The sequence below is a fragment of the Mesorhizobium sp. WSM3873 genome (assembly GCF_001672445.1).
Classification (GTDB): Bacteria; Pseudomonadota; Alphaproteobacteria; order Rhizobiales; family Rhizobiaceae; genus Mesorhizobium.
The window spans coordinates 1-25,962 of record NZ_LYTM01000034.1 but is presented as its reverse complement, the minus strand read 5'-3'; the positions used below and the strand labels follow the sequence as shown (position 1 = coordinate 25,962).

The 25,962-nt window shown below is 64.0% G+C and carries 27 protein-coding genes and 1 riboswitch; of the genes, 11 read left to right on the top strand and 16 right to left on the bottom strand.

The features are described from left to right. Positions 1-64: 64 nt before the first annotated feature. The 4 genes from A9K71_RS19805 to A9K71_RS19790 are packed head-to-tail and all read left to right on the top strand — an operon-like array spanning position 65 to position 7,039. Complete coding sequence (locus A9K71_RS19805) at positions 65-2,518, top strand: FAD-dependent oxidoreductase (protein ID WP_066999607.1); 2,454 nt, start codon at positions 65-67, stop codon at positions 2,516-2,518. Further along, a complete protein-coding gene (locus tag A9K71_RS19800) occupies positions 2,515-3,414 on the top strand; it encodes a homocysteine S-methyltransferase family protein (RefSeq protein ID WP_066999604.1) in 900 nt (299 codons plus the stop codon). The genes A9K71_RS19805 and A9K71_RS19800 overlap by 4 nt, the downstream gene beginning before the upstream one ends. Further along, positions 3,414-4,595, top strand: coding sequence for a pyridoxal phosphate-dependent aminotransferase (locus tag A9K71_RS19795; protein ID WP_066999602.1), 1,182 nt, complete (start codon positions 3,414-3,416; stop codon positions 4,593-4,595). Before A9K71_RS19800 ends, A9K71_RS19795 begins: the two co-directional genes overlap by 1 nt. Further along, positions 4,592-7,039: an FAD-dependent oxidoreductase gene (locus A9K71_RS19790; protein WP_066999599.1), complete on the top strand. Its 2,448-nt coding sequence runs from the start codon at positions 4,592-4,594 to the stop codon at positions 7,037-7,039. The genes A9K71_RS19795 and A9K71_RS19790 overlap by 4 nt, the downstream gene beginning before the upstream one ends. Positions 7,040-7,184: 145 nt before the next feature. On the opposite strand, the gene A9K71_RS19785 is transcribed toward A9K71_RS19790, so the two are convergent. The 7 genes from A9K71_RS19785 to A9K71_RS19755 all read right to left on the bottom strand — a co-directional run bounded on the left by A9K71_RS19785 (position 7,185) and on the right by A9K71_RS19755 (position 13,868). Then, positions 7,185-7,772, bottom strand: a complete 588-nt coding sequence (locus A9K71_RS19785) for an NAD(P)H-dependent oxidoreductase (RefSeq protein ID WP_066999596.1) — start codon at positions 7,770-7,772, stop codon at positions 7,185-7,187. Beyond that, positions 7,772-8,353 (bottom strand): NAD(P)H-dependent oxidoreductase, encoded by a 582-nt coding sequence (locus tag A9K71_RS19780; protein WP_066999594.1) that lies wholly within the window; start codon positions 8,351-8,353, stop codon positions 7,772-7,774. The genes A9K71_RS19785 and A9K71_RS19780 overlap by 1 nt, the downstream gene beginning before the upstream one ends. 127 nt (positions 8,354-8,480) lie before the next feature. Continuing rightward, positions 8,481-9,878 (bottom strand): FAD-binding oxidoreductase, encoded by a 1,398-nt coding sequence (locus tag A9K71_RS19775; protein ID WP_082980613.1) that lies wholly within the window; start codon positions 9,876-9,878, stop codon positions 8,481-8,483. A gap of 2 nt (positions 9,879-9,880) precedes the next feature. After that, positions 9,881-11,179 carry a cytosine deaminase gene (locus A9K71_RS19770; protein WP_067000839.1) on the bottom strand — a complete coding sequence of 433 codons (1,299 nt, stop codon included), beginning with the start codon at positions 11,177-11,179 and terminating at the stop codon, positions 9,881-9,883. A gap of 12 nt (positions 11,180-11,191) precedes the next feature. Then, positions 11,192-12,043 (bottom strand): ABC transporter permease, encoded by an 852-nt coding sequence (locus tag A9K71_RS19765; protein ID WP_066999589.1) that lies wholly within the window; start codon positions 12,041-12,043, stop codon positions 11,192-11,194. Further along, positions 12,030-12,848 carry an ABC transporter ATP-binding protein gene (locus tag A9K71_RS19760; RefSeq protein ID WP_066999585.1) on the bottom strand — a complete coding sequence of 273 codons (819 nt, stop codon included), beginning with the start codon at positions 12,846-12,848 and terminating at the stop codon, positions 12,030-12,032. The genes A9K71_RS19765 and A9K71_RS19760 overlap by 14 nt, the downstream gene beginning before the upstream one ends. Before the next feature lie 15 nt (positions 12,849-12,863). Further along, the gene (locus A9K71_RS19755; protein WP_066999582.1) at positions 12,864-13,868 is read right to left on the bottom strand and encodes an ABC transporter substrate-binding protein; all 1,005 of its coding nucleotides are present in this window, start codon (positions 13,866-13,868) and stop codon (positions 12,864-12,866) included. A gap of 253 nt (positions 13,869-14,121) precedes the next feature. On the opposite strand from A9K71_RS19755, the gene A9K71_RS19750 reads away from it, so the two are divergent. Together A9K71_RS19750 and A9K71_RS19745 are read left to right on the top strand one after the other, a co-directional pair. Continuing rightward, positions 14,122-14,505: a RidA family protein gene (locus A9K71_RS19750; protein WP_066999580.1), complete on the top strand. Its 384-nt coding sequence runs from the start codon at positions 14,122-14,124 to the stop codon at positions 14,503-14,505. Between the two features lie 66 nt (positions 14,506-14,571). Then, complete coding sequence (locus A9K71_RS19745) at positions 14,572-15,369, top strand: creatininase family protein (protein ID WP_066999576.1); 798 nt, start codon at positions 14,572-14,574, stop codon at positions 15,367-15,369. Between the two features lie 15 nt (positions 15,370-15,384). Here the strand turns inward: A9K71_RS19745 and A9K71_RS19740 are convergent, their stop codons facing one another. Continuing rightward, positions 15,385-15,894, bottom strand: coding sequence for a tyrosine phosphatase family protein (locus A9K71_RS19740; RefSeq protein ID WP_066999573.1), 510 nt, complete (start codon positions 15,892-15,894; stop codon positions 15,385-15,387). Between the two features lie 2 nt (positions 15,895-15,896). Next, on the bottom strand, positions 15,897-16,946 hold the full coding sequence (cobD, locus tag A9K71_RS19735) for a threonine-phosphate decarboxylase CobD (protein WP_066999570.1): 1,050 nt from the start codon (positions 16,944-16,946) through the stop codon (positions 15,897-15,899). On the opposite strand from cobD, the gene cbiB reads away from it, so the two are divergent. Further along, positions 16,945-17,934, top strand: coding sequence for an adenosylcobinamide-phosphate synthase CbiB (gene cbiB / locus A9K71_RS19730; protein ID WP_066999568.1), 990 nt, complete (start codon positions 16,945-16,947; stop codon positions 17,932-17,934). The genes cobD and cbiB overlap by 2 nt on opposite strands. 6 nt (positions 17,935-17,940) lie before the next feature. On the opposite strand, the gene cobO is transcribed toward cbiB, so the two are convergent. The 5 genes from cobO to A9K71_RS19705 form a co-directional block, all read right to left on the bottom strand. Further along, the gene (gene cobO, locus A9K71_RS19725) at positions 17,941-18,570 is read right to left on the bottom strand and encodes a cob(I)yrinic acid a,c-diamide adenosyltransferase (protein ID WP_066999565.1); all 630 of its coding nucleotides are present in this window, start codon (positions 18,568-18,570) and stop codon (positions 17,941-17,943) included. Between the two features lies 1 nt (position 18,571). Continuing rightward, positions 18,572-19,093: a bifunctional adenosylcobinamide kinase/adenosylcobinamide-phosphate guanylyltransferase gene (gene cobU / locus A9K71_RS19720; RefSeq protein WP_066999562.1), complete on the bottom strand. Its 522-nt coding sequence runs from the start codon at positions 19,091-19,093 to the stop codon at positions 18,572-18,574. Then, positions 19,086-19,883 carry a CbtA family protein gene (locus A9K71_RS19715; protein ID WP_066999559.1) on the bottom strand — a complete coding sequence of 266 codons (798 nt, stop codon included), beginning with the start codon at positions 19,881-19,883 and terminating at the stop codon, positions 19,086-19,088. Before A9K71_RS19715 ends, cobU begins: the two co-directional genes overlap by 8 nt. Positions 19,884-19,898: 15 nt before the next feature. Then, positions 19,899-20,078 (bottom strand): CbtB domain-containing protein, encoded by a 180-nt coding sequence (locus A9K71_RS19710; protein ID WP_066999556.1) that lies wholly within the window; start codon positions 20,076-20,078, stop codon positions 19,899-19,901. Positions 20,079-20,114: 36 nt separating this feature from the next. Further along, positions 20,115-20,313: riboswitch (cobalamin riboswitch) on the bottom strand. 70 nt (positions 20,314-20,383) lie between these two features. Then, positions 20,384-21,070 (bottom strand): gamma-glutamylcyclotransferase, encoded by a 687-nt coding sequence (locus tag A9K71_RS19705; protein ID WP_066999553.1) that lies wholly within the window; start codon positions 21,068-21,070, stop codon positions 20,384-20,386. 140 nt (positions 21,071-21,210) lie between these two features. On the opposite strand from A9K71_RS19705, the gene A9K71_RS32685 reads away from it, so the two are divergent. Next, entirely contained in the window at positions 21,211-21,786 is a 576-nt protein-coding gene (locus A9K71_RS32685; RefSeq protein WP_245299686.1) for an aromatic ring-hydroxylating dioxygenase subunit alpha, read from the top strand. Then, positions 21,786-22,409, top strand: a complete 624-nt coding sequence (locus tag A9K71_RS32680; RefSeq protein WP_245299685.1) for an SRPBCC family protein — start codon at positions 21,786-21,788, stop codon at positions 22,407-22,409. Before A9K71_RS32685 ends, A9K71_RS32680 begins: the two co-directional genes overlap by 1 nt. Here A9K71_RS32680 and A9K71_RS19695 read toward each other — a convergent pair. After that, positions 22,378-23,577 carry an MFS transporter gene (locus A9K71_RS19695; RefSeq protein WP_066999549.1) on the bottom strand — a complete coding sequence of 400 codons (1,200 nt, stop codon included), beginning with the start codon at positions 23,575-23,577 and terminating at the stop codon, positions 22,378-22,380. The two genes, A9K71_RS32680 and A9K71_RS19695, sit on opposite strands and share 32 nt — an antisense overlap. Before the next feature lie 226 nt (positions 23,578-23,803). Between A9K71_RS19695 and A9K71_RS19690 the strand changes: the two genes are divergently transcribed. Then, positions 23,804-24,805, top strand: a complete 1,002-nt coding sequence (locus A9K71_RS19690) for a DUF1624 domain-containing protein (RefSeq protein WP_066999546.1) — start codon at positions 23,804-23,806, stop codon at positions 24,803-24,805. Further along, positions 24,802-25,281 (top strand): isoprenylcysteine carboxylmethyltransferase family protein, encoded by a 480-nt coding sequence (locus tag A9K71_RS19685; RefSeq protein ID WP_066999543.1) that lies wholly within the window; start codon positions 24,802-24,804, stop codon positions 25,279-25,281. The genes A9K71_RS19690 and A9K71_RS19685 overlap by 4 nt, the downstream gene beginning before the upstream one ends. A 182-nt stretch (positions 25,282-25,463) precedes the next feature. On the opposite strand, the gene A9K71_RS19680 is transcribed toward A9K71_RS19685, so the two are convergent. Continuing rightward, positions 25,464-25,962: IS630 family transposase (locus A9K71_RS19680; protein ID WP_156752724.1), on the bottom strand; the 499-nt coding region annotated here is incomplete at its 5' end.

The following is a 25,962-nucleotide window of genomic DNA, read 5'->3' as shown; positions in this document are numbered from 1 at the left end:
AGGGCCTGCGTGAAACAAAGAATCAAAAGCGCGTCCCGACGCGCTTTGGACGTTGGAGGAGAACATGGCCGGTTTGCCGACCACGGCACGCGTGGTGATCATCGGAGGCGGTGTCGTTGGCGCCTCCTCACTTTACCACCTTTGCAAGGCGGGCTGGACCGACTGCGTGCTCTTGGAAAAGAACGAGCTGACCTCCGGCTCGACTTGGCACGCGGCCGGCAACGTGCCGACCTTCTCGTCGTCCTGGTCGCTGATGAACATGCAGCGCTATTCTACCGAGCTCTACCGGGGCCTCGCCGACGCGGTCGACTATCCGATGAACTGCCATGTCACCGGCTCGTTGCGGCTCGCCCACACCAAGGAGCGCATGCAGGAGTTCCAGCGCGCCAAAGGCATGGGCCGCTATCAAGGCATGGACATCGACGTCGTCGGCCTCGACGAGATCAAGCGCCGTTACCCCTTCATCGAGACGCATGAGCTGAAAGGCGCGCTCTACGACCCGAGCGACGGCGACATCGATCCCGCGCAATTGACGCAGGCGCTTGCCAAGGGTGCGCGCGACATGGGCGCGAAAATCATCCGCTTCTGCCCGGTCACCGGCGTTCGCCGCGAAAACGGCGAATGGGTGGTGGCGACGCCGCAGGGCGAGATCCGCTGCGAGATCGTGATCAATGCCGCCGGCTATCGCGCCGCCGAAGTTGGAAAAATGTTCGGCCGCGAAGTGCCGATGATGGTGATGAGCCATCAATATATCCTGTTCGAGGAAATCCCCGAGCTGGCCGCATGGACCAAGGAACAGGGCAAGAAACTGCCGCTGCTGCGCGACGTCGACACCTCCTACTACCTGCGCCAGGAAAAGACCGGCATGAATCTCGGTCCCTATGAGCGCAATTGCCGCGCGCATTGGGTCGGCCACAACGATCCGATGCCGGAGGATTTTTCCTTCCAGCTTTTCCCGGACGATCTCGACCGTCTCGAGCATTACCTTGCCGACGCCGTTGCCCGTGTGCCGATCCTCGGCACCGCAGGCCTTTCCAAGGTGATCAACGGGCCGATCCCTTATGCGCCGGACGGCAATCCACTGATCGGTCCGATGCCCGGCGTGCCGAACGCTTTCGAGGCCTGCGTCTTCACCTTCGGCATTGCGCAAGGTGGCGGCGCCGGCAAGGTGCTGGCCGAATGGGTGACCGAGGGCCAGACCGAATGGGACATGTGGTCCTGCGATCCGCGCCGCTTCACCGCCTTTGCTTCGGCACCCGACTATTGCGTTGCCAAAGGCATGGAGATCTACGGCAACGAATACGCCATCCAGTTCCCGCGCCACGCCTGGCCGGCCGGCCGCGACCGCAAGCACTCGCCGCTGCATGAGCGCGTCAAAGCGCAGGGTGGCCAGTTCGACGCTTATAATGGCTGGGAACGCGCCACTTGGTATGCGCAACCGGGCGACGACATTTCGGAAGAATCAACGCTGACTTTCCGCCGCGACGGGCCATGGCAGCAGCGCGTTCGCGAGGAATGCCTGGCTGTGCGCGACGCAGCCGGCATCCTCGACCTGCCCGGCTTCTCGCGTTTCAACCTCGAAGGTCCGGGCGCCGCCGAATGGCTGGCCCTGCAGGTCACCGGCCTCGTGCCGAAGCCCGGCCGCATCGGCCTGGTTTATTTCGCGGACGATAAGGGCCGCATCGTTACCGAAATGTCGGTCGTGCGCCATGGCGAGGACCAGATGACGCTAATCACCGCGGCCGTCGCGCAGTGGCATGACTTCGAATGGTTGAAGTCGCGCATGCCGGCCGATGCGGCCTTCAGGCTGACCGATCGCACGGAGGAATACTCAACCCAGATTCTCGCCGGCCCGAACTCGCGCGCTATCCTTGCTGACGTCTGCGACGCCGATCTCTCCCTGCCTTGGCTGACGCATCAGGAGACGACCATCGCCGGCCGCTGGGCGAAGCTGGTGCGCGTCTCCTTCGCCGGCGAGCTCGGTTGGGAGATCCACACCAAGGTCGCGGACACGGCTACCGTCTTCGACGCGGTCTGGGCCGCCGGCCAGAGGCATGGCCTAAAGCCCTTCGGCATGTACGCGCTGGATTCGCTTCGGCTGGAAAAAGGCTACCGCGCCTGGAAAGGCGACCTCTCGACCGACTATTCGATCCTGCAGGGCGGGCTCGAACGCTTCGTCAAATGGGACAAGCCCGACTTCCGCGGCAAGGCGGCGCTGCTCAACGAAAGGCAGCAGGGCGTGAAGAAGCGCTTCGTCACGCTGGTCGTAGAAAACCCCGGCGATTGCGACGCGCCCTATATGTCGACGCTCTGGCATGACGGCAAGATTGTCGGCGAGACGACGTCGGGCGGCTGGGGCCATCGCGTCGACAAGTCGATCGCGCTCGGCATGCTGCGTTCCGACCTGACCGAGCCCGGCACGGCGGTCGAGGTCGAAATCTTCGGCGACCGTTTCAAGGCGGTGGTGCAGAAGGACGAGCCGCTGTGGGATCCGAAGAACGAAAGGTTGAGAGCATGACATCCGTCATTCTTACCGATGGCGGCATGGGCCAGGAGTTGGTCCGTCGCAGTCAGTCCGAACCGACGCCTTTGTGGTCGGCCAGAGTGCTGATCGACGAACCGGAACTGGTGCGCGACCTGCATGCGGAATTCATCCGTGCCGGCGCTCGCGTCATCACCATCAACACCTATTCGGCCACGCCCGAGCGCCTGGCGCGCGAGGGCGCGGAAGAGCTGTTTAAGCCTCTGCAGAAGCGCGGCATCGAGCTCGCCCGGCAGGCGCGCGACGAAGCGGGTGAAGCCGCCATCGCCGGCTGCCTCTCGCCTCTGTTCGGCAGCTACGCGCCGGCGCTGACCATCTCCTTCGAGGAGACGCTCGGCATCTACCGCCGCATCGTCGCCGAACAGGCAGAAGGCGTCGATCTATTCCTGTGCGAGACCATGGCTTCCGCCGACGAGGCCCGCGCGGCGGTCACCGCGGCATGCGAGAGCGGCAAGCCGGTCTGGATTTCCTGGACGCTCGCCGACCACGGCACGCCCCGCCTGCGCAGCGGCGAGAGCATTGCCGCCGCGGCTAGCGCCCTCGGCGATCTGCCGGTGGCGGCACGGCTGCTCAACTGCTGCCGGCCCGAAGCCATTGCCGCCGCATTGCCGGAGCTGCTGGCCCTCGGCGGTCCGGTTGGCGCCTATGCCAATGGCTTCACCTCGGTCGAGGCGCTCAAGCATGGCGGCACGGTCAACGTGCTGCACGCGCGCCATGATCTCGATCCGCACGCCTATGCCGACCAGGCGATGGGCTGGGTCGAGGCTGGCGCCAGCATTGTGGGCGGCTGTTGTGAAGTCGGGCCGGCTCACATCGCTGCGCTACGCGGCCGGCTCATCCAGGCCGGCCATCACATCTCGGGAGTAGCCTGATGCCAAAACCATCAAAGCGCATTACCGGCATCGTGCCATCGGGCAAGGACGGCTGGGAAGTCCATTTCGCCGCCTGGACCCGCAGGGCAGCCGGCGAGGACATCATCGTGCTCTCGGTCGGCGACCATGATTTCGACACGCCGTCGCAAACGATCGAGGCCTGCGTCAACGCCGTCCGCGGCAGCAACCACCACTACACGCCGCTTCCCGGCCTGCCGCGCCTGCGCAAGGCGATGGCGGCGGCCTCCTCCGCCTGCACCGGCGTCCTGACGGAGCCCGACGAGGTCATCGCCACGGCCGGCGGTCAGGGCGCGCTCTACGCCGCCGTGCAGGGCGTGCTCGACCCCGGCGATCACGCGATCGTCGTCGCGCCTTATTATGCCACCTACCCCAACACCTTCAGCGCCGCCGGCGCCAGCTTCACCGTGGTCGAGACGCCGGCCGAGGACGGCTTCCAGCCGCGCGCCGACAGGATCCGCGCGGCGCTCAGGCCCAACACGCGCGCCATCCTGATCAACACCCCGAACAACCCGACAGGCGCAGTCTATTCGCGCGAACGGCTCGAGCAATTGGCCGAAATCTGCAAGGAGCACGATCTCTGGCTGCTATCCGACGAGGTCTACTGGACGCTCGGCGGCGGCGAGCACATCTCGCCGCGCTCGCTGCCCGGCATGTCCGAGCGCACGCTGGTCATCAATTCCATGTCGAAAAGCCACGGCATGACCGGCTGGCGCATGGGCTGGCTCACCGGCCCGAAGGCGATGATCGCGCTGATGACCGATCTCAACCTGGTGACCACCTACGGCCTGCCGGCCTTCATCTCGATCGCTTGCGCCGAGGCGCTTGAAAACCACTACGGCGTGGACGAAATAGCCGAGCGTTACGCCGGGCGCCGCGCCGTGTTCCTCGACGCCATTCGCGGCGCAAATGAAGTCACCGTGCGCGGCTCCGAAGGAGGCATGTATGTCATGCTCGACATATCGGCCATCGAGCCCGACGACGAGAAATTCGCCTGGGCGCTGCTCGACAAGGAGAAGATCGGCGTCATGCCTGGCTCGAGCTTCGGCGAGGCCGCCGCCGGCCACATCCGCATCAGCCTCTGCCAGCCTGAACCTGTCCTTCAGGAAGCAGCGCTTCGCGTGCGCCGCTTCGCTTCCGACTACCGCCGCGAGGCCGCATGACCAAAACCATTCCAACCAAAGCTCGCGCGGTCATTATCGGCGGCGGCGTCTCCGGCTGCTCGGTCGCCTATCATCTGGCCAAGCTCGGCTGGACCGACATTGTGCTGCTTGAGCGCAAGCAGCTCACCTCGGGCACGACCTGGCACGCCGCCGGCCTGATCGGCCAGTTGCGCGCCTCGCAGAACATGACCCGGCTGGCGAAATACTCGGCCGACCTCTACGTCAAGCTCGAGGCGGAAACCGACGTCGGCACCGGCATGCGCCAGGTCGGCTCGATCACCGTGGCGCTGACCGAAGAACGCAAGCACGAAATTTACAGGCAGGCCTCGCTAGCCCGCGCCTTCGATGTCGACGTGCGCGAGATTTCGCCCAGCGAAGTCAAGGAGATGTACCCGCATCTCAACGTCTCCGATGTGGTCGGCGCGGTACATTTGCCTCTCGACGGCCAGTGCGACCCGGCCAATATCGTCATGGCGCTGGCCAAGGGCGCGCGGCAATGCGGAGCGACGGTTATCGAGAACGTGAAGGTCACCAAGGTCCACACCCGGAACGGCCGCGTCTCCGCTGTCTCCTGGGCTCAGGGCGAGGACCAGGGCACGATCGAGACCGACATCGTCGTCAACTGCGCCGGTATGTGGGCGCGCGAGCTCGGCCGGCAGAACGGCGTCACCATCCCGCTGCACGCCTGCGAGCATTTCTACCTCGTCACCGAGCCCATCCCCGGCCTCACCCGCCTGCCGGTGCTGCGCGTGCCGGACGAGTGCGCCTACTACAAGGAAGACGCCGGCAAGATGATGCTCGGCGCCTTCGAGCCGGTGGCGAAACCCTGGGGCATGGACGGCATCCGCGAGGATTTCTGCTTCGACCAGTTGCCCGAGGACATGGACCATTTCGAGCCGATCCTCGAAATGGGCGTCAACCGTATGCCGATGCTGGGCACGGCCGGCATCCACACCTTCTTCAACGGCCCCGAGAGCTTTACTCCCGACGACCGCTACTATCTCGGCGAGGCGCCGGAACTCTCCGGCTACTGGATGGCGACCGGCTACAATTCAATCGGCATCGTTTCCTCCGGCGGGGCCGGCATGGCCCTGGCGCAGTGGATCAATGACGGCGAGGCGCCTTTCGACCTCTGGGAGGTCGACATCCGCCGCGCCCAGCCCTTCCAGAAGAACCGTCGCTACCTCAAGGAACGCGTCTCCGAAACGCTCGGCCTGCTCTACGCCGATCATTTCCCCTATCGCCAGATGGCTACCTCGCGCGGCGTGCGCCGCTCGCCTCTGCACGAGCATCTGAAGGCTCGTGGCGCCGTCTTCGGCGAGGTGGCCGGCTGGGAGCGCGCCAACTGGTTTGCCCGCGAAGGACAGGAGCGCGAATACCGCTATTCCTGGAAGCGGCAGAACTGGTTCGACAACCAGCGCGAGGAACACCTCGCCGTGCGCAACGGCGTCGGCCTGTTCGACATGACCTCGTTCGGCAAGATCCGCGTTGAAGGCCGCGACGCTTGTGCCTTCCTGCAGCGGCTCTGCGCCAACGACATGGACGTGGAACCGGGCAAGATCGTCTACACGCAGATGCTCAACGCCAAAGGCGGCATCGAGAGCGACCTCACCGTGACGCGGCTGTCCGAGACCGCCTATTTCCTCGTCGTGCCGGGCGCCACCTTGCAGCGTGACCTCGCCTGGCTGAGGCGGCACGTCGCCGACGAATTCGTCGTCATTACCGACGTAACCGCTGCCGAAGCCGTCATCTGCCTGATGGGCCCCGATTCGCGAAAGCTGATCCAGAAGGTGAGCCCCAACGATTTTTCCAACCAGGCCAATCCGTTCGGCACTTGCCAGGACATCGAGATCGGCATGGGGCTGGCCCGTGCCCATCGCGTTACCTATGTCGGCGAGCTCGGCTGGGAACTCTATGTCTCGACCGATCAGGCCGCCCATGTCTTCGAGGCGATCATTGAAGCCGGCGCCGATGTCGGGCTGAAGCTCTGCGGCCTGCATACGCTGGATTCCTGCCGCATCGAAAAGGCCTTCCGCCATTTCGGCCACGACATCACCGACGAGGACCATGTGCTGGAGGCAGGCCTTGGCTTTGCGGTGAAGACGGCCAAGAGCGACTTCATCGGCCGTGACGCGGTGCTCAGGAAGAAGGAAGCCGGGTTGAGCCGCAGGCTGGTGCAGTTCCGCCTCAAGGACCCGCAGCCCCTGTTATTCCACAACGAAGCAATCCTGCGCGACGACATGATCGTCGGTCCGATCACCTCGGGCAATTACGGCCACCATCTCGGCGGCGCGATCGGGCTCGGCTATGTGCCCTGCGAGGGCGAGAGCGAGGCGGATGTGCTGGGCTCATCCTACGAGGTCGAGATCGCCGGCGAACGCTTCGCCGCGGAAGCATCGTTGAGGCCGATGTACGACCCGAAGGCTGAACGGGTCAGGATGTAGCGCAGTGTTCCTTCTCCCCGTTCTACGGGGAGAAGGTGCCCGAAGGGCGGATGAGGGGCAGCGCCTCACCTTTGTAATTTGGCGCCGCCCCTCATCTGGCTGCCGCCATCTTCTCCCCGTTGAACGGGGGAGAAGAGAGCTATCCTCAAAAGTTTTCCAGCCTCGCCCTTACCTTCGCCAGAAACGCCGTCCGGCTCTTCGGCGTCGAGGAATCCATCAGGTAGTGCGCCAGGAAGAACGTCTTGCAGCGGGGTGCGCAGATGGCACGCATGCCGCGCAGGATCGTCTTGCGGCCGGGCTGGCCGACAACGACGCTCCACCAGGTCGGCGCGCCACAGGTGGTGATGACGCCGACCTTGGTCACATGGGTCATCAGCGATTGGATCCGGCCTTTGCCGCGCGGCAGCTTGAAGGCGATGTCGGTCGCCCACACGCGATCGAACCAGCCCTTCAGCATCGCCGGCAATCCGTACCACCAGGTGGGGTAGATGAAGAGGATCGCCTCGGCCCATTGCAGATGCTCGAAATGCGGCCTGAGCGCGGGATCCTCAGGCGCGCGCTCGTTGTAGGAGCGCCGCTCTTCGCAGCTCATCACCGGATTGAACTTCTCGGCATAGAGATCGAGCAGCCGCACGTCCCAGCCTCGTCGCGTCAGCACCTCTATCGCCATGTCGCGGATCGCGGCGCAATAGCTCTCCGGCACCGGATGGCAATAGACCACCAGCACGCGCATCAGAATTGATCCATGCTCGCGGCCACCTTCGCCATGAAGGCCTTGCGCGTCTGATCCGTCGAAAGGTTCATCGAATAGTGTGCGAGGTAAGAGACGGGAGCGCCTGGCTTGATGGTGGCCCGCAGCGTGCGCGTCACCATTCTGCGCGGCGGATCGCCCATCAGCATGGCGCGAAAACGACTGCCGCCATAGGTGGTGATGGCGGCGAGCTTGCGGATGTTGTGCAGCGTCGGCCGAACCTTGCCGTCGACCAGCTTGAACGATACGCCGGGCAGGAAGACGCGGTCGAAGAAGCCCTTCAGGATCGCCGGATAGCCGTAATTCCAGACCGGAAACGACAGCACCAACGCTTCCGCCTTCTGAAGCCTTGCGATGTAACCGGCGACCGCGTCGTTCGGCCCGCGCTGATCGTGATAGCCGAGCCGCTCTGCGCACGTCATCCGCGGATCGAAGTCCTCGGCATAGAGGTCGCAGTCGTCGATCGTGTGGCCCGCCGCGCCGAGCCGCTCGACGATCGTCCGATGCAGTCCGGCGTTGAAGCTGGTCTCCACCGGATGTGCGTAGAGCACGAGGATGTTCACGGGAGTGGATCCCGCAGGTCAGCTCGACAAACCCCTGTTGTCCCATGCCACATCTCCTCCCTTGTGGGGGAGATGTCGCCAAAGGCGACAGGCCAGAGGTGGGTGCAGCGCCGGGCGCTCATCGCGATCACCTCGCCTTTTGCAGCCCCTTGAACAGGAACGGCTTGCCGGAGCGATAGTCATAGCCCGGATTCTCCCAGGCAATCATCTTGCCGGGGTTGAGCAATCCTTGCGGATCGGTCTCGCGCTTGAAGGCAAGCTGAACCTCGTCGGTCTGCTTCATGCCGCCCTCTTCCAGCGTGTAGCGATGCGGGTTGAAGATCCAGCAGCCATTGTCTTCGTGGATACGGATGATCTCGTCGAGCCTTTCTTCCGTGGTGAAGCGGACCAGCGGCAGCCCGGCGGCGCCGATCGCGCCGTCGAAGCGGATGAATTCGAGATGGGCCGGCACCTCGTCGCCGAAACGGTCGACCATCGCCTTGACGTGCGCGAGATGGTCCGGCGACGGATAGCGCGCCTGCAGATAGGTGATCGTCGGATCGACCCTGATGGCGCGCAGCGTCGTGTGGTTCCAGGTCAGCTCGTAGGCCGGCGGCAATCCCTTGAGGTCGGTCTCCTGGTCGGCCCGGAAGACGATTTCGCCTTTGCTGGCCCGGACGAACGCGAGGAAGCCATCCATCGCGTGCGGCGCGATCATGCACACCACGATGCTCTGCTCGCGCCGGAAGAACTTCTGGTGTCGCTTGAAATAATCGTAAGGAATGGGTGCCGCGATCGGCGTGATCAGCTTCGCCAATATGCCGTCCTGCTCGGCGAGGTCGTTGCCGAAGCCCGCGGCACCCATGAAATCGTCGAAGCCGACGATGACATCGACCCAATCGTAGGACGCCGTCAGCGGCATCTCAACCTCGGTGATGATGCCGTTGGTGCCATAGGCATGCATGACCTTGAGCACGTCCTCGCCCGAGAGGTCCATGACGCGCGGCTCCGCCTCCATCGTCACGGTCCGCAGCCGGATCACATTGCCGAGATCGCGCAATCCGCCCCAGCGGATCGAGCCGATACCGCCCGAGCCGCCGGCGACGAAGCCGCCGATGGAGGCGGTGTTGTAGGTGGAGGGCGACATGCGCAGTTCCTGCGCGGAATGTGCCCGCGCGGCGCGATCGATGTCGGCCAGAACTGCTCCGGGCCCGGTCACCACGCGGCCCGGCGCGATCGCCTTCACTTCATTCATTTCGGCGAGGTTGAGCACCACGCCTCCTGACAGCGGCATCGCCTGTCCGTAATTCCCGGTGCCGCTGCCGCGCGGTGTGACTGGAACGCCGTGCCGGTGGCAGGCAGCCAAAACGCGGATCACCTCGTCCTCGTTCTTCGGCGTCACGATCAGGTCACCGGTGACATGATCGAGCTGTTGTTTGAGGACGGGGCTGTACCAGTAGAAGTCGCGGCTCTTCTGCTGGACGATGGCCGGATGGTCGTCGATCTTGAGGCCTTCGAGATCGCGCTTCAGCGCTGCGATATCCATCATCACACCATCAATTCGTCGAGTTCAGCATAGTCGGGCAGCCGGCGCTCGATCGCCCTGCCCTCGCGCACCACGATGCGATCCGATTCGGGCCGCGACAGCAATTCGGTCCAGCTGCGTCCCTTGAGGACGATGAAGTCGGCGCTGCCGCCGGCGGCGAGAGTGCCGACACCTTCCAGCCGCATCACCTCGGCCGGCGTCGCCGCTATCGCTTTCGGCCAGTCACCGACAGGGTGGTCGAGGTGCAGGATCCGTGTCGCGTTGCGGTAGACCTCCAACATATCGAGGTCGCCATAGGCGTAGAACGGGTCGCGCGTGTTGTCGGAAGCAACCGCCACCTTGATGCCGCGTGCCTTCATCTCGTGCAGCAGCGTCACGCCGCGCCAGCGGGGCGTCGTGCCGTTGTTGCGCCGGTCCTGCAGATAGAGGTTGCACATCGGCAGCGACACGACCGCCAGTCCGGCCTTCGCCACCTTGTCCAGCGTGTCGAGAACTTCGAGGTCGGGCTGGCGCGCCAGCGAGCAGCAATGCCCGATCAGGATATTGCCCCCAAAACCGTTCCACAGCGAAGCCTCGGCGATCTTCTTCAGCGAGACGGCCGCGACATCGTCGGTCTCGTCGGCATGGAAATCGAGGTCGAGCCCATGCTTGATGGCTTCAGCGAACACCTTGTCGAGCAGTTCCTCGAGGTCGGGCACCATGTAAGTGACAACGCCGAGCACGCCCTTGGCCGCGGCGACGCGTTTCGCCAGACGCTCGAACCAGGCCTTGTCGCGCACGCCTTCGATGCCAAGCAGACAGGCGGCCTGCAGCTCGATCCGGCCTCGCCATTTTTCCCGCATCGTCTCGAACACCGGCCAGGAGATTTCCTCCTGCGGCGCCACGCTGTCGAGATGCGTGCGCACGGCCTTGGTGCCGTGCGCGTAAGCGCATCGCAGCGAGAAATCCATGCGCCTCGCCACGTCCTCCGCGGTCCAGCGAGCGGCGCGGTCAGCGCCAGTTGCGTTGAGCGCGCCCATGAACGTGCCGTCGGGATTTGGCTTGCGCGGCCAGATATGGCCCTTGTCGATATGCGTATGGCAGTCGACGAAGCAGGGCAGCACGATGCGGCCGCCAAGCTCGATTGCATCGAATGGCGGCTCGGCTTTGCCGTGCGCAATGATGCTAGCAATCTTGCCGTCGGCGACGGCAATGTCGGCAAGCGCAAAACCATCGGCATCGAAGCTTGCGGCAAGGCCCGGCGTCAGCGATTGATGAACGCGGACGTTGGCGAGCTGGTAACGACCAGAGGCTGGGATCAACATTCAGGCACCCTAGCGCTCCTGCTTCAGCGCGCTCTCGTGCCAGCGGCGCAGGATGAGATGCGACACCAGCGACAGCACCAGGAAGATCAGGATGCCGGTGAGCGAGATCAGGATCAGCGCCGCGAACAGCCTGGGAGCATTGAGCCGGTAGCCCGCCTCGATGATGCGCGAGGCAAGCCCGGATGATTGCCCCTGCGCGCCGGCGACGAACTCGGCCACCACGGCGCCGATCAGCGACAGGCCGCCGGCGATCTTCAGCCCACCGAGGAAATAGGGCATCGCCGCCGGCAGGCGCAGATAGCGCAATTGCTGCCAGCGGGTTGCTCCGTTGAGCTTGAACAAATCGCGCAGGTTGCGGTCGACCGAGTTCAGCCCGAGCGTGGTGTTGGACAGGATCGGGAAGAAGGCGACGATCCAGGCACAGAGCAGGAGCTTGGTCGTCTGGTTGTTGATGTAGATGTTGATCAGCGGGAAGATCGCCACGATCGGCGTCACCTGCAGCACGATGGCGAAGGGGAAGAACGACATCTCCACCCATTTCGACTGCGCGAATAGCACCGCCAGCCCGACGCCGCCGATGACGGCAAGCAGCAGGCTGAGGAAGGTGATCCTGAGCGTCACCAGCAGCGAAGAGAACAACAGCCCGGCATCGTCATGCAGCGTCTGCAGCACCACGCCCGGGCGCGGCAGGATGTATTGCGGGATCCCGTTCCAGATGCAGATGCGATCCCACAGCCAGATCGCAAGCACCATGATCGCCAGCGGCAGTACCCATTTGCCGATCCGCTCCAGCCGCTCCTGGCGGACGCGGCGCGCCTCTTCCGGGTCGAGCTTCAGGGCATTGTCTTCAATGGCCGTCATGATGAGGTCCGGCGGTTGAGTTGATGGCATTGACCAGCACGTCCGAGGCCTGCCGGCAGAGCGCCGCATAGTCGGGCGAGGTCCGGAATGCCTCGTCGCGAGGATAAGGCGCTTCGATTGCAAGCTCGCCGTGGACGCGGCCCGGTCGTGCCGCCATGACGACGACACGGCTGGAGAGGAACACGCTTTCGAAGACGCTGTGGGTGACGAAGACGACGGTAAACCGCTCGTCCTGCCAAAGCTCGAGAAGATCGTTGTTGAGCTTGAAGCGGGTAATCTCGTCGAGCGCCGCGAAGGGCTCGTCCATCAGAAGAATGCGCGGCTTGGTCACCATAGCCCGTGCGATCGAGACACGCATCTTCATGCCGCCGGAAAGCTCGCGCGGCACGGCATTCTCGAAACCGGTGAGATGGACGCGCGACAGCATTTCCATCACCGCGGGCTTGGCCTCCGGGCGCGATACGCCTTTCAGCCTGAGCGGCAGCCAGACATTGTCGAAGACGCTGGCCCATGGCAGCAGCGTCGGCTCCTGGAAGACGAAGCCGATATTCAAGCGGTCGATTGAGCCGCGCCAGTCGAGTTGACCGGAGGTCGGCGTCGACAGGCCGGCGATCAACCTGAGCGCCGTCGACTTGCCGCAGCCCGAGGGCCCGAGCAGGCTTAGGAAATCGCCTTCGCGGATCGCCAGGTCGACCTTGCTCAGCGCCGTGACGCCGTTGGAAAAGACCTTGCCGACATTGCGTAAGGAAAGCAGCATCGGGCTCTCACCCGATGCCGTTGCCTGCGCCACTTTCTCCTGGATCATCTCAGGCAGGCCGCCTTACTTCTTCAGCTCCCGCCCGACCCCCTTGTTGATGAAGGCGAGCGTATAGGCCTTCTTGATGTCGATGCCCGGCTGCGCGACCTTGGCCTTGACCATCTTGTCGTAGAAGCTCTGGATGCGCGCTTCCGTCATGCCGCCGATGCCGAGCTTTTCCGTATCGCCGGAATCGACAATGCCGAACTTCTTCAGCTGTTCGATCGAGAAGGCGATCTGCTCATCCGTCATGTCCGGATTGTCCTTCTTGATCATCTCGTTGGCGGCCTTGTTGTCGCCGTAGAGGTAGTTGTACCAGCCCTTGGCCGAGCCATCGACGAAGCACTGCACCACCTCCGGCCGCTTGTCGATGGTGTCCTGCATCACCTCGATGGTCGTGGCATAAGTATCCCAGCCATTGTCGGCGAGCAGGAACTGGTTCGGCACGAAGCCGCCCTGTTTCTGCACCGCGAAGGGCTCCGACGTGACATAGCCCTGCTGGATCGACTTCTTGTTGGCGATGAAGGGCGCCGGATTGAAGGTGTATGGCACGCGCTTGGCGGCATCGAAGCCGAGATCGGTCACCATCCACTGGAAGAAGGTCTGCGCGCCCTCGTCGCCGAGGATATACTGGTCGGCGTTCTTCAGGTCCTCCCACTTGTCCAGCCCTTCGCCCGGATGGGACATGATGACCTGCGGGTCCTTCTGGAAGTCGGCGGCGACGACGCGCATCGGAATGCCCTGCTGCACGGCGTCGAAGGCCGAGAGCAGGTTGCCGCCCATGTAGAAATCGATCTTGCCGGCCAGCAGCATCGGCCGGCCGCTGACCTGCGGGCCGCCCTGCATGATGGTGACGTCGAGGCCGCAGGCGGCGTAGGTGCCGTCGGCGATCGCCTGGTAGTAGCCGCCATGTTCCGGCTCGGCCAGCCAGTTGGTGCCAAAGATGACCTTCTCGTTGGCCGCAGCGCCCAGCGTGCTGGCAGCAAGCAGCGCGATCGCACCCGCCAGGATTTTTTCTTTTCCGTACATAAACATCACCCTCTCTTGGCTCCGGCGCGCTGCGCGCTGGGCTCCACTCCATTGGTTCAAGAAGCAAGACACATGCCACCGCCTTGGGCCGCCTGCTTGCGCGGCAGTCATTGCCGAGACCGGACGGGTCATGCTGTACAAATGGCATCGTGCCCATTTTTTGGACGCCTGTCCATAATCGCCCGGCGGCATGCACCGCATCTTGCAGCTTTCATGAATCCGGCCTTAGTCTGCCTGCCGACAGGAGAATGCCATGCTCAATTATCTCGCCCCCAAGTCGATCAAGCCGCCCTTTGCCCGTTATAGCCATGGCGTTGAAATTCCAGCGGGAAAGCGCCTTGTGCTATGTTCGGGTCAGTTGGGCATCACGCCGGATGACGCCGTCCCGGATGATGCCGGCGCGCAAACCGAGCTTTGCTTCAAGAATATTGCCGCAATATTAAGCGAGGCCGGGCTGACGCTGAACGATGTCGTGCGCATCAACGCCTTCGTCACCGATCGCGCGCACCTGCAGGCCTATATGGACGTTCGCAATCGCCTGTTTTCCGATCCGGCGCCGGCTTCGACACTGATGATCGTTTCAGGTTTTGCCCGCCCGGAATTCAAGGTCGAGGTGGAGGTCCTGGCAGCAGGCTAGCTGTTGCCCGGAATGGCCAGGCGCTTTAGACCTTCGGGCCGAACAGCAGACCATCGGGAGACCACAGTGACGACAAGACGTGTGTGGTGGGGCGACTATCGGACGACCGAATACGCCTCGATCGACGCGGAAGCGACGATTGCCGTTCTGCCGGTGGCGGCGGTCGAGCAGCATGGCCCTCACCTTCCGGTCTCGACCGACACCTCGATCATGACGGGCATGCTGGAGACGGTGATTGCGCGCCTGCCCGAGGACATCGACATCCGCATCCTGCCGGTGCAGGCGGTGGGCAAGTCGAACGAGCATCTGCATGCGCCGGGAACTCTTACCTTGCCGGCCACCACCCTGGTCGACGCCTGGACCGAGCTTGGCCTCTCGGTCGCCCGCGCCGGGGTCAGAAAGTTGATCGTCGTCAACTCGCATGGCGGCAACGAGGAGATCATGGGCATTGTCACGCGCGAATTGCGGGTGCGCGCAAAAATGCTGGCGGTGAAGACGAGCTGGCAGCGCTTCGGCCGTCCCGCCGGCATGTATACCGAGCTCGAAGACCGTCACGGCATCCATGGCGGCGATGTCGAGACCTCGCTAATGCTGTATTTTCGGCCAGATCTCGTCGATATGGGCAAGGCCGACAATTTCGTCTCCAATGTCGGTCGCGCTGAAAAGGAATTCGCCCTGCTGCGCCACACCGGAACGCACGCCTTCGCCTGGATCGCCAGCGACCTCAATCCGAACGGCGTGGTGGGCGACGCCAGCATCGCCACCGCTGAAAAAGGCCGGCTGACCGCCGAGCATCAGGCCGATGGCTTCATCAGCCTGGCCAGGGATGTGCGTAAGGCGAGGCTTGCCGACTGGCTGGCGTAGCGGAACAGTGCGAGCTCAATCTCTAATGCTGAGTTCGAACGGAATCCCTTCAAAGGCATCTGCACCGCGCCCGATTGCTTCGACCGCCGCGATCATCCGGCCTTCTCGCCCAAGCAACATATCCGCAACGGCAATCAGCCTTGGATTGGGCGTCGCTGACGGCGAGAGAAAGCGCAGCGTCTTCGCCAGCTCCGCCTCGTCGCGTTTGGGCGCCAGTGCCGCCGCGATAATATAGGCCGATGCCGTCGAGCGGCTGATACCGGCATAGCAGTGCACGACCATCGGTTTGGCCCTGTCCCAGCGATAGGCGAAGTCGAGCAGCGCGCGCACATGCTCCTCGCCCGGCATGGTCATGCCTTCCTGCGCGGCGACGATGTCGTGCATGACGAGATGCAGATGGTTTTCGGCCAGTATCGAGGCCGGACGGACCATCTCGGTACCGTCGGCGAGCAGCGACAGCAAGCGCTCCGCGCCGGTTCTCGCAACGGTCTCCTCCACCTTCGACAGCGAACAGACATGGATCATCGTCAGCACTCCTTCGGCGCATCGTCGCGCCGCGAGGCCCACGCTGCAAGCGCGCTCTCGAGCCGCTGCCACTCCTCTTCGCTGCCGGGCAGACCGACGCGCAAGGCGTGCGGACGATCGGCAAAATGGCGGACCAAGATACCGCGTTCGCCAAGAGCGGAGAACAGGGAGGCAGCATCGGAGAACGACAAATAGCGGAACAAACTGGTGCCGCCGGCGACCGCGATACCGAATCGGCTGAGCAGCGCGTCGAGGCGCTTGGCATCGGCTGCCAGGCCCTGTCGCATGTCATCCTGCCACCCGGCATCCGCCAATGCGCGGATTCCGTATTCAAGTGCAGGACCGGCGACAGCCCATGGCCCAAGCTGCGCCTCCAGCCGCTCGGCTGTCAGTTGGTCGGCCAGCGCGAAACCAAGCCTGACGCCGGCAAGGCCGAAGAATTTGCCGAAGGAGCGCAGCACCACCATACCACCCTGGCCCACATCGCCGGCAAGGCTGTGTTGGACCGGGCCGACATCCATGAAGGCTTCGTCGACCACCAGCAGGCCGCCCTTCGCGCGAAGCCGCGCAGCAAGGCCGACCAGGCGGTGCCTTTCGATCACTCGCCCATCCGGATTGTTCGGGTTGACCAGCACCGCAAGGTCCGCGTCCGCCAAGGCGTCGAAGTCGCCCACCTCCACAACCGCGTGGCCTGCAATCGCGGCCACCCTGGCGTGCTCGGCATAGGTTGGACCCAGCACCAGTGCCTTGCCTGGCTTCACCAGCGAAGCGACCCGCGGCAACAAAATCTGCGTGCCGGGCGCGGCCACGACATGCGCCGCCGACCGCGCGCCATACGCCTTGGCCGCAATTTCGGCCAATTCGCGCAGTCGTCCTGGCTCGGGCAATCGTGACAGGGCGGTGGCGGGCAGATCGAAAAGCGGATAGGAGTGCGGATTGATACCTGTCGAGAGGTCAAGGAAAGGCTGCGGCGCATGAGGAAAGAGCGCGCTTGCCCGGCCAAGGCTGCCGCCGTGATCAACCGCTGCAACCGCTCCGCTTAGAAGCTTCATGTCGATCCTGATCGCTTTCCTGTCACTCGCCATCGAACGTGCCCTTGGCTATCCGGACTGGCTGTTCAACGCCATCGGTCATCCGGTAACCTGGATCGGCAGGCTGATATCCTTTCTCGATCGCAGGCTCAACCGCGCCACCGATTCCGACGAATTGCGTCGCCGCCGCGGCGTCCAGGCGCTTCTGGTAATCCTGCTGGTGCCAGCGGCGATCGGCCTGACGCTGCATGTCTTGCTCTGGCTGATCTTTCCGTCCGGCCTGGTCATCGCGGCCATCCTCAGCTCCTCGCTTCTGTCGCAGAAGAGCCTCGCCGAGCATGTCGAGGATGTCGCCGATGCGCTGGAGACCGGCGGCCTCACGCTCGGCCGCATCGCCGTTTCGCGCATCGTCGGCCGCGATCCGGACAAGCTCGACAGGGCGGGCGTTGCCCGCGCCGCGATCGAAAGCCTGGCCGAGAATTTCTCCGACGGGATCGTCGCGCCCGCCATATGGACCGGTGTCGGTGGTTTGGCCGGGGGTGCTGCCTACAAGGCCGCCAACACTGCTGATTCGATGATCGGCCACCGCACACCGAAATACGAGGCCTTCGGCCGAGCGGCCGCTCGCTTCGACGACCTGGTCAACCTGCCGGCATCGCGGCTCACCGGCCTGCTGATTGTGCTGGCGGCCTTCATCGTCAAGGGCGCCGACCCCCGCAACGCCTGGCAGGTCATGCGGCGTGACGCGAAGAAGCACCGTTCGCCCAATGCCGGCTGGCCGGAAGCCGCCATGGCCGGCGCGCTGGGGCTCGCCCTGGCCGGACCGCGCAGTTATGGCGGCGAAGTCGTCGAGGATGCCTTCATGGGCGAAGGCGGCAGGCGCGAGGCCGAAAGCACCGACATAAGGCAGGCGCTGGAACTCTATCGCGTCGCCGACGGGCTGCTGATCGGCCTGTTCGCGATTCTGTCGGCGACGGTGATCTACCTGACCATTTTGATCGGCGGCTAAGGCGCCTCAGAATTCAATCCCCTGCTGCGCCTTCACGCCGGCCGCGAAATGGTGCTTGGTCAGCCCCATCTCGGTGACGAGATCGGCGGCCTCCACAAGCAACGGCTTGGCATTGCGGCCGGTGACGACGACATGCAAGCCCTCGCGACGCGCCTTCAGCGCCGCGACCACCTTTTCCAGCTCGAGATAGTCGTAGCGCAGAGCGATGTTGAGCTCGTCGAGGACCACGAGGCTGATTGACGGGTCGGCAATCAGCTCGAGCGCCCTCGCCCAGGCAGCCTCGGCGGCGGCAATGTCGCGCTTCAGGTCCTGCGTCTCCCAGGTGAAGCCCTCGCCCATCGCGTGCCAGACGACGCGATCGCCAAAGGCGGCGAAGGCATCCTTCTCGCCCGTGTGCCATTTGCCTTTGATGAACTGGACGACGCCGACGCGCTTGCCGTAGCCGAGCATCCTCAGCGCCAGGCCGAACGCAGCCGTGGTCTTGCCCTTGCCCGGCCCCGTATTGACGATCAGCAGTCCCTTCTCGATCGTCTTGCCGGCCACCTCGGCATCCTGCACCGCCTTGCGCTTGGCCATCTTGGCTCGATGGCGTTCGGCATCCTTGTCGTCGATGATCGTGTCTTTGATCTCGCCCATGTCACTTCACCTTGAGCGGCAGCCCCGCCACCATCATCAGCACGCTGTCGGCGACAGCCGCGACCTGCTGGTTGAGCCGCCCGGCGGCGTCGCGGAACCGGCGCGCCAGCGCATTGTCCGGCACGATGCCGAGCCCGACTTCGTTAGAGACCACAAACCACGGTCCGCGCGGCTGCGAAAGCACATCCGAGAGCCGCCGGCACTCGGCCTCGATATCGTGGTCCGCCAGCATATGATTGCTCAGCCACAATGTCAGGCAATCGATAAGCACCGGCTGGTGATCGGGCAAGGCGTCGAGCGCGCGGACCAGGTCGAGCGGCGCATCGACGGTGACCCAGCCTTTGCCGCGGCGCGAGCGATGCAGCGCGATGCGCTCGCGCATCTCCTCGTCATAGGCCTGCGCGGTGGCGATATAGGCCCAAGGCGACGGGCTTGCCGCCACCAGGCACTCGGCATGCGCGCTCTTGCCGGAGCGCGCACCGCCGATGATGAAGGTCAGATGGCCGTCCGCGCGATCAGGCAAAGCTGTCGCGCAGGCTGGTCGATGTACCGGTGAAGCGCCCGCGCACCACACCGACGGCCGCACCGAGCACCAGCCAGAAGACCAGATCGGTGAGGGTCACCGCCACCACGAACTGATGGTGCAGCCCCTCGGGAATCGCCGTCTCGAAGCTGACGGGCTGCGGCGCGCCGACTACGTGCGGAGCGACGATCAGCACGACCGCCAGAATTGCCAAGGGCAGCGACTTGCGAAAGGCGATCAATCCAAGGCCGACCGCGGTTGCGGCCACCGTCGAAATCCACCAGATCTGGCGTGGCAGAAGTTCCGCCGCCGGCATGGCCGGCAGTTCCGGCGGCAGGCCGAGGCCGGGCGCGATCGTGAAAACCGCAAAACCGGCAAGGCCCCAGAACACGCCCTGGCGCCAGCTGCCGATGCCACCGGCGAATTCCGACACCGCGACCAGGATCAGTGCGAAGCCGATGCCGGTGACGATGTTTGCGACAACGTTGAAGGCGAAGCGCTCGAAGCCGTCGGCCGGAGCCCAGCCCTCGTCCTCGGTCGGAGCCGCCGCTTCCGTCGACGCAGGAGCGGCGCTGCTCATCGCATTGCCCGCCGGTTCGGCCGAGCTCATGGCAGTGCCAGTTCCAGTGTTGGCGGCATGGTCGTGGTGATGACCGCCGCCCGCCTTTTCATAGACTTCCGCTTTGAGGATCAGCGGCACGGTCGCATAGGCCTGCATGCAGGCAAGCGCGATGCCCGCCACGAGCCCTGCGATCGCCGCGACGAACACGACGTTGCGAAACAGATTCATGATATCGGGCCTTCGTCAGTGGCAGGGAAAAGCCATCGAGTGACGATAGTCGTGGGCAGCGTTGTGGACCGCATCGATGTGCGAGAAGCCGACAAAACCGACGACGAAAATGCCGAGCAGCGCGGCGAGAGCCAGCTGCATGATGCGCGACTGCGAGGAGACGGAGGCGCCGAGGGCGACGGAAGCGGTATTCATGTCTTGTCCTTTCGCCCTCCACCCGAGGGCATCGAAGTCAACTTTCCTGTCGCCGGCAGGTCTCCTGGCTCGCGGATTCGCACCCTTCCCCACCTTCCCGAGGACAAACCTCAGTGGTCTATGGAGAGGACTACCGCACACAGTTGCGGGGGCAGCCACGGCTTAGGGCAAAGACTCCACCCTCACCGCATTCCCTCTTGGCTCCAAAAACGGAACCGACGACGCCATCGACTATAGGCAGAATCGTCGCGACCGGCAAACCAAATTCCGTCACGCCGCAGCGTGATTGCGGCACCGGTTTCGGACTAAGATCCGGCGATCCGCTCGGCGACGAGCTGCTGCAATCGCCACAAATGGCGGTCGTGAATACCGCGCTGTTCGAGGTTCTTCACGGTGTTGTAGAGATAGTCGGCGCCTGAACCCCAGTGGCCGCACGAGGTCGCCAGCCTGTCGACCACCTCGTCTTCGTTGAGTGGGCCGGCATAGGTCGTGCCTTTGCGATTGATAACGAAGGCAAGCGCTCTCAACGGTCCCTTGTCGGTTGCGAGTTGCAGCAGGCGAGGTCGGTAGCTGGTCGGCTTCAGCGTCATCTCGCGGCGAAAAAGCCTGTCCAAGGCCTGCCGGCGGTCACCACCGTTCAGGCGGAAAGCAACGCCCTTGCATTGGCCGCCACGATCCAGCGCCATCATCAGGCCGGGGCTTTGCTTGGTGCCGCGCCAGCGCGTCATCTTCATGCAGAAGGAGCGATGCCAGCCGCGTGCCACGGCGACGCGCTCCTCGACATGCTCAATCTCGGGCTTCCAGATCAGCGAGCCGTAGCCGAACAGCCAGAGAGGCTCGGTTGCAGGTAGCTCGGCCTCGAATGCATCCAGCATGGCTTCATAGTCGCTGTCCACGAGATGCTCGGCATCCGGGTCGGGCCCCGGGTCATCGACCGCGCGAAAACAGCGGGCGACCAGTTCCACGGTCAGCGACATCGTTCTTGCAGGCATGCTTGCAATCCTGGGCAGCCGGCGGAACCGCAGGCGATTACGAAGTGACCTTAAGGGCAGCACCCGGAAGCGACAATGGCCGCGCAATTGACAACGGTCCTGCCCGGGTGTCGGCTGTCATCAGCCAAGGGGAGCCGCTCATGCAGCCAAATCCTAGCGAACACAGCCGCTACAATGGCCTCACCAGCCTCGAGCCGACATTGCCTGCAAGCGCCTATCGGGAAGCCGACGCTTACCGGCTCGATCTCGAAGCGATCTGGTATCGGAGCTGGCTCATGGTTTGCCGCGAAGCCGATCTCGCGGAACCTCTTGCCTTTCGAACCGCGCGTATCGGCTCGCAGGAGGTCGTCGTGCTGCGCGACGAGACCGGGAGCTTGCGCGCCTTCCACAACACCTGCCGGCATCGCGGCTCGCAGCTCTGCCAGGAAAGCGAAGGGCGGCTGAAGGCAAGGCTGCTCACCTGCCCCTACCACGCCTGGACCTATTCGCTGCGCGGCGATCTCGTCCGTATCCCATCGAAATCGCTGCCCGAAGGCTTCAACAAGGACAATTATCCGCTCTACCGGGTGGCGCTGTCAGTGTGGCGCGGCCTCGTCTTCATCAATCTCGCAGAGGATCCGATGGCTCGGCGGAAGCCTCCTTCGACTCCGCCTCCCGCGATCTTTCGAATTGGCCGCTGGAGACGCTCGTCCCCGGGCACCGGCTCACCAAGGTGATGAACTGCAACTGGAAAATCTTCTGGGAGAACTTCAACGAATGCCTGCATTGCCCTGGCGTCCATAAGGACCTGTCGCGGCTGGTGCCGATCTATGGCCGCGGCCTGATGGCGAGGCATGACGATCCGGAATGGGCGCGCTATGCGGATAATGATGCGCCGGAGTTTTCCGGCGGCCTGCGCGCCGGCGCCGAGACCTGGTCGCGCGACGGACGCGTCCATGGACCGGTCTTTGCTGGGCTGACGCCGGCCGAGCGAGCCGCCGGCCAGACCTACGCTACCTCGCTGCCCTCGATGTTCGTCGTCGGCCATGTCGACTATGTCCGCACGGTGCGTCTCGCCCCGCTAGGGCCGGAGCAGACGGAACTCACCGCCGAATGGCTGTTCGCGCCCGATGCCCTGGCACAAACCGATATCGACAACATCGTCGCCTTCGGCGCGCAGGTGCTGGAGGAGGACGCCGCGATCTGCGAGATCAACCAGAAGGGCCTGCACTCGATCCGCCACCAGGCCGGCGTGCTGATGCCCGAGGAGTACGATTTGCGCCGCTTCCACGAGTGGGTGCGTGGGCGCCATGCGGCGTTGCAGCCGATCAAAACGACTTCGGCAGATAGCGCCAGGTGAAGAATCCACAGAAGGCGGCCAACAGGCCGAGCGTGACGAACACCGAGCCAAGACCGAAGAAGGTCAGCACCACCGAATAGACCAGCGGCGGCGTCAGCTCGGAAAAATCGAGATAGGTTCGGTAGACAGCCGCCATCTGCGCTCGTTCATAGGAACGCACCGAGCGCATGAAGGCGGTCGAGCCCAGCGCGTCGAGCGCGATGGTGAACAAGGCGCCGCCGAGCAGGAAGGCGGCGGTGAGCAGCGGCGCGGCGGCGCCGACGCCGCCGGCCAAGAAAAGCATCGCCGCCATGGCGAAATAGGCGAAAGCCATGGTCCGACGGCCGCCGAAGCGCTTTCCCGCCCTGCCCCAGAAGATCGCCATGAACAGAAGCGCATTGCCGGCCGAAACCAGCAGCCCGCCGGCAAGCTTGCCCTCGCCCGTGATCACCATGAACAGCGGGCCATAGACGAAGAAGGTCGTCCAGAAACACGAGCGCCCGAAGGCGATCAGCCACGCGAGGCGCAACCGCGGCTGCGCGACGAAGCGGCCGATATTGGCGAGCGGGTTGATCGGACGGCTCTTGCCGGGACGGATCGAAGGGTTGTCGCCCAGCCGATAGGTCCAGAACAACGCCAGCAGCGCCAGCGCGAAAGCCACGACCGCGCCGTGCGCGGCATAAATCCCGAAGCGCGTATAGAGGAAAATGCCGAGCGTCGGCCCGCCGGTCCAGGCGAACATCGACCAAGCCATGCGCAGCGATTCCGCCTGCATGAAGTCGGTCTTGCGGATGTGGTCCATGATGTAGAGGTTAAGTGTGATGGACAGCGCGCTCGCCCCCATGACGCGGCACAGCATCCCGGCGAGTTGTCCCGGCAGCGTGTGGGTGACGAAGAACACCGAGCCGATCGCCAGCATCAGGCAGCCGGCCGTGTAGATCCAGCGCCGCGCGAAGCGGCGGATCAGCATCGGCATGAACAGCGTCACCGACAGCCCGAGCAGCGACACGATGGTGTAGAGGATCGAGACGATCTGCTCATTGTGCAGGATCTCGTAGGCCTGAATCGGGATGACGCTGGAGATGGTGGCGCGAGCAAAGGATTCGACCGCATAGAGCGAAGCGAAGGTGCGCGCATCGGCGGGCCTGAGAGCCGGAAGCCAGATCGGATGGCGCACATGGGTGGACATCGGCCCTCCGAAAAGTGAATCGCTCGCCAAATCTGGCCGGACCAGTAGCGGACCGGTAGCAGGAAACCGACTCCGAGAGGCCGAAAAGCGAAGCCGGCCAAAGGCTTTCCGCCGCTGGCCTAAAGCGGCTTGCCATGCCGCCGGAATGGCAACAGCCGATCCACCCTCTGTTGTTCGCCCGAACCGTGATAGTCGTTTGGCACGACTGAATCGGATTGCGAGATCAATGACCCTTCAGACGACCGGCGTCGCCGTTCAAGACGCGCCGAAACACGGCCGCATCGTCGCCATCGACGTCCTGCGCGGCATCGCGCTGATCGCGATGGCGAGCTATCATTTCACCTGGGATCTCGAAAACTTCGGCTACACCTCGCCGGGCCTCACCGCCTTCGGTTGGTGGAAGCTCTACGCCCGCTGCATCGCCTCGACTTTTCTGTTCCTGGTCGGTGTCAGCCTGTTCCTCGCACATGGCCGCCATATCCGTTGGCCTGGCTTCTGGAAGCGCTTTGCGATGGTTGCGGGTGCGGCGATCGCCATCTCGGTCGTCACCTATATCGCCACGCCGGACGGCTTCATCTTCTTCGGCATCCTGCACGAGATCGCGCTGGCAAGCCTGCTCGGCCTGGCTTTTCTCAGGCTGCCGACATTGCTGACGGCGATCGTCGCCGCGGCCGTGATTGCGGCGCCTTATTATCTGCGGTCGGAAGTCTTCGACCATCCGGCGCTGTGGTGGGTCGGGCTGTCGCCGACCAACCCGCGCTCGAACGACTATGTGCCGCTGTTTCCCTGGTTCGGCGCAGTGCTTGCCGGCATCGCGGTCGTCAAGCTCGCTTCGGCATCCGGGCTTCTCGCCCGGCTGGCGACCTGGATGCCCGGACGCTGGTCGAACCCGCTGACTTTCATCGGCCGGCACAGCCTCGCCTTCTATCTCATCCACCAGCCGCTTCTGTTCGGCTCGGTGTGGCTGTTCTCGCAGGTGATGCCGGCCGCGCCACAAGACAAGGACGCTGGTTTCCTGTCGGCTTGCCAGGCGCAGTGCGAACAGCAGCGGGACAGCAAGTTCTGTTCCAGCTATTGTGGCTGCATGCTGGACACGCTGAAGGGCGAAGCGTCTCTCGACAAGCTCTACAGCAACGACCAGTCCAGCGCCTGGAAATCGCATCTGGCCGATCTGGCGAGCACCTGCACCGCCGGGACCGAGGACGAAATGGAGGGAGGGCAGCAATGACCGGTATCGCAAAGCCCGGACACGGGATCATTCCCTGGCCGCCTGTGATCTATGTCGTCGCGATCGCGCTGAGCGTCGTGCTCGGCATGCTCTACCCGCTGCCCTGGATCGGGGACATATTCGGCGCTATCCTCGTCGGCGCCGGCTGGGTAGCGCTCTTTGGCGTGGCAGCGCTCTGGGTTACCGCGATCCGCTCCATGGTGCGCGCCAGGACGACGCTCAATCCCAATGCCGAGCCCGACCATCTGGTGACATCGGGGCCCTTCGGCATCACCCGCAACCCGATGTATCTCGCCAATACGCTGCTGTTGATCGGCGTCTCCTTCATCACCGGCATCGTATGGTTCCTGCTGTTCGCCTTCCTCGCTGCCTTCGCGACGCAGAAAATGGCGATCGAGAAGGAGGAAAAGATACTGGCGGCAAAGTTCGGCAAGAAATACCGCGATTACGCCAAGCGGGTCCGGCGCTGGATCTAAGGCTGTATCGACAATGAAGGTTGCTGGGTGCGAGCGGGCCCGCACCTCGGCGATTAGCAGAAGCATCCGTGACATCCTAGGGCGAAGCAAGCCGCGACGCCGCTTCGCGGCTGCTCCGCCGTGGGATGACGAAGTTCGAAAGCTCCGGCCAATCTCGAACGTCTGCGACGAGCGGCGGATTTTCATGTGAGTCCATAGCCTGCGGCAGTGAAGTAGTTTCTGCATTCTGTTGGGGAGAACAGATTGCAGATATCGCCGATGGCCTGCCACAGGGCGTCGATGGTTCTGATGGCCTTTGCGCGCAGATGCGCCTTGAGCTTGGCGAAGGCCATTTCGATCGGGTTGAGATCCGGACTGTAGGGCGGCAGGAAGAGCAGCCATGCGCCTCTTGCCCTGATGGCTGCCTCGGCGGCTGGACTCTTGCGGGCGGCGAGGTTGTCAAGGATGACGACATCGCCCCTTGCCAACGTCGGAGCGAGCTGCGTTTCGACGTAGGTCTCGAAGATGCGCCGGTTCATCGGCGCGTCGACAACGAAAGGGGCGGTAAGCCCATGGCAGCGCAGCCCGGCGATGAAGGTCTGCGTCTTCCAATGTCCAAACGGTGCCTTTGAGCGCAACCGCCGACCCTTCAGGCAGCGACCGCGCAAGCGCGTCATCTTCGTCGTGGTTCCGGTCTCGTCG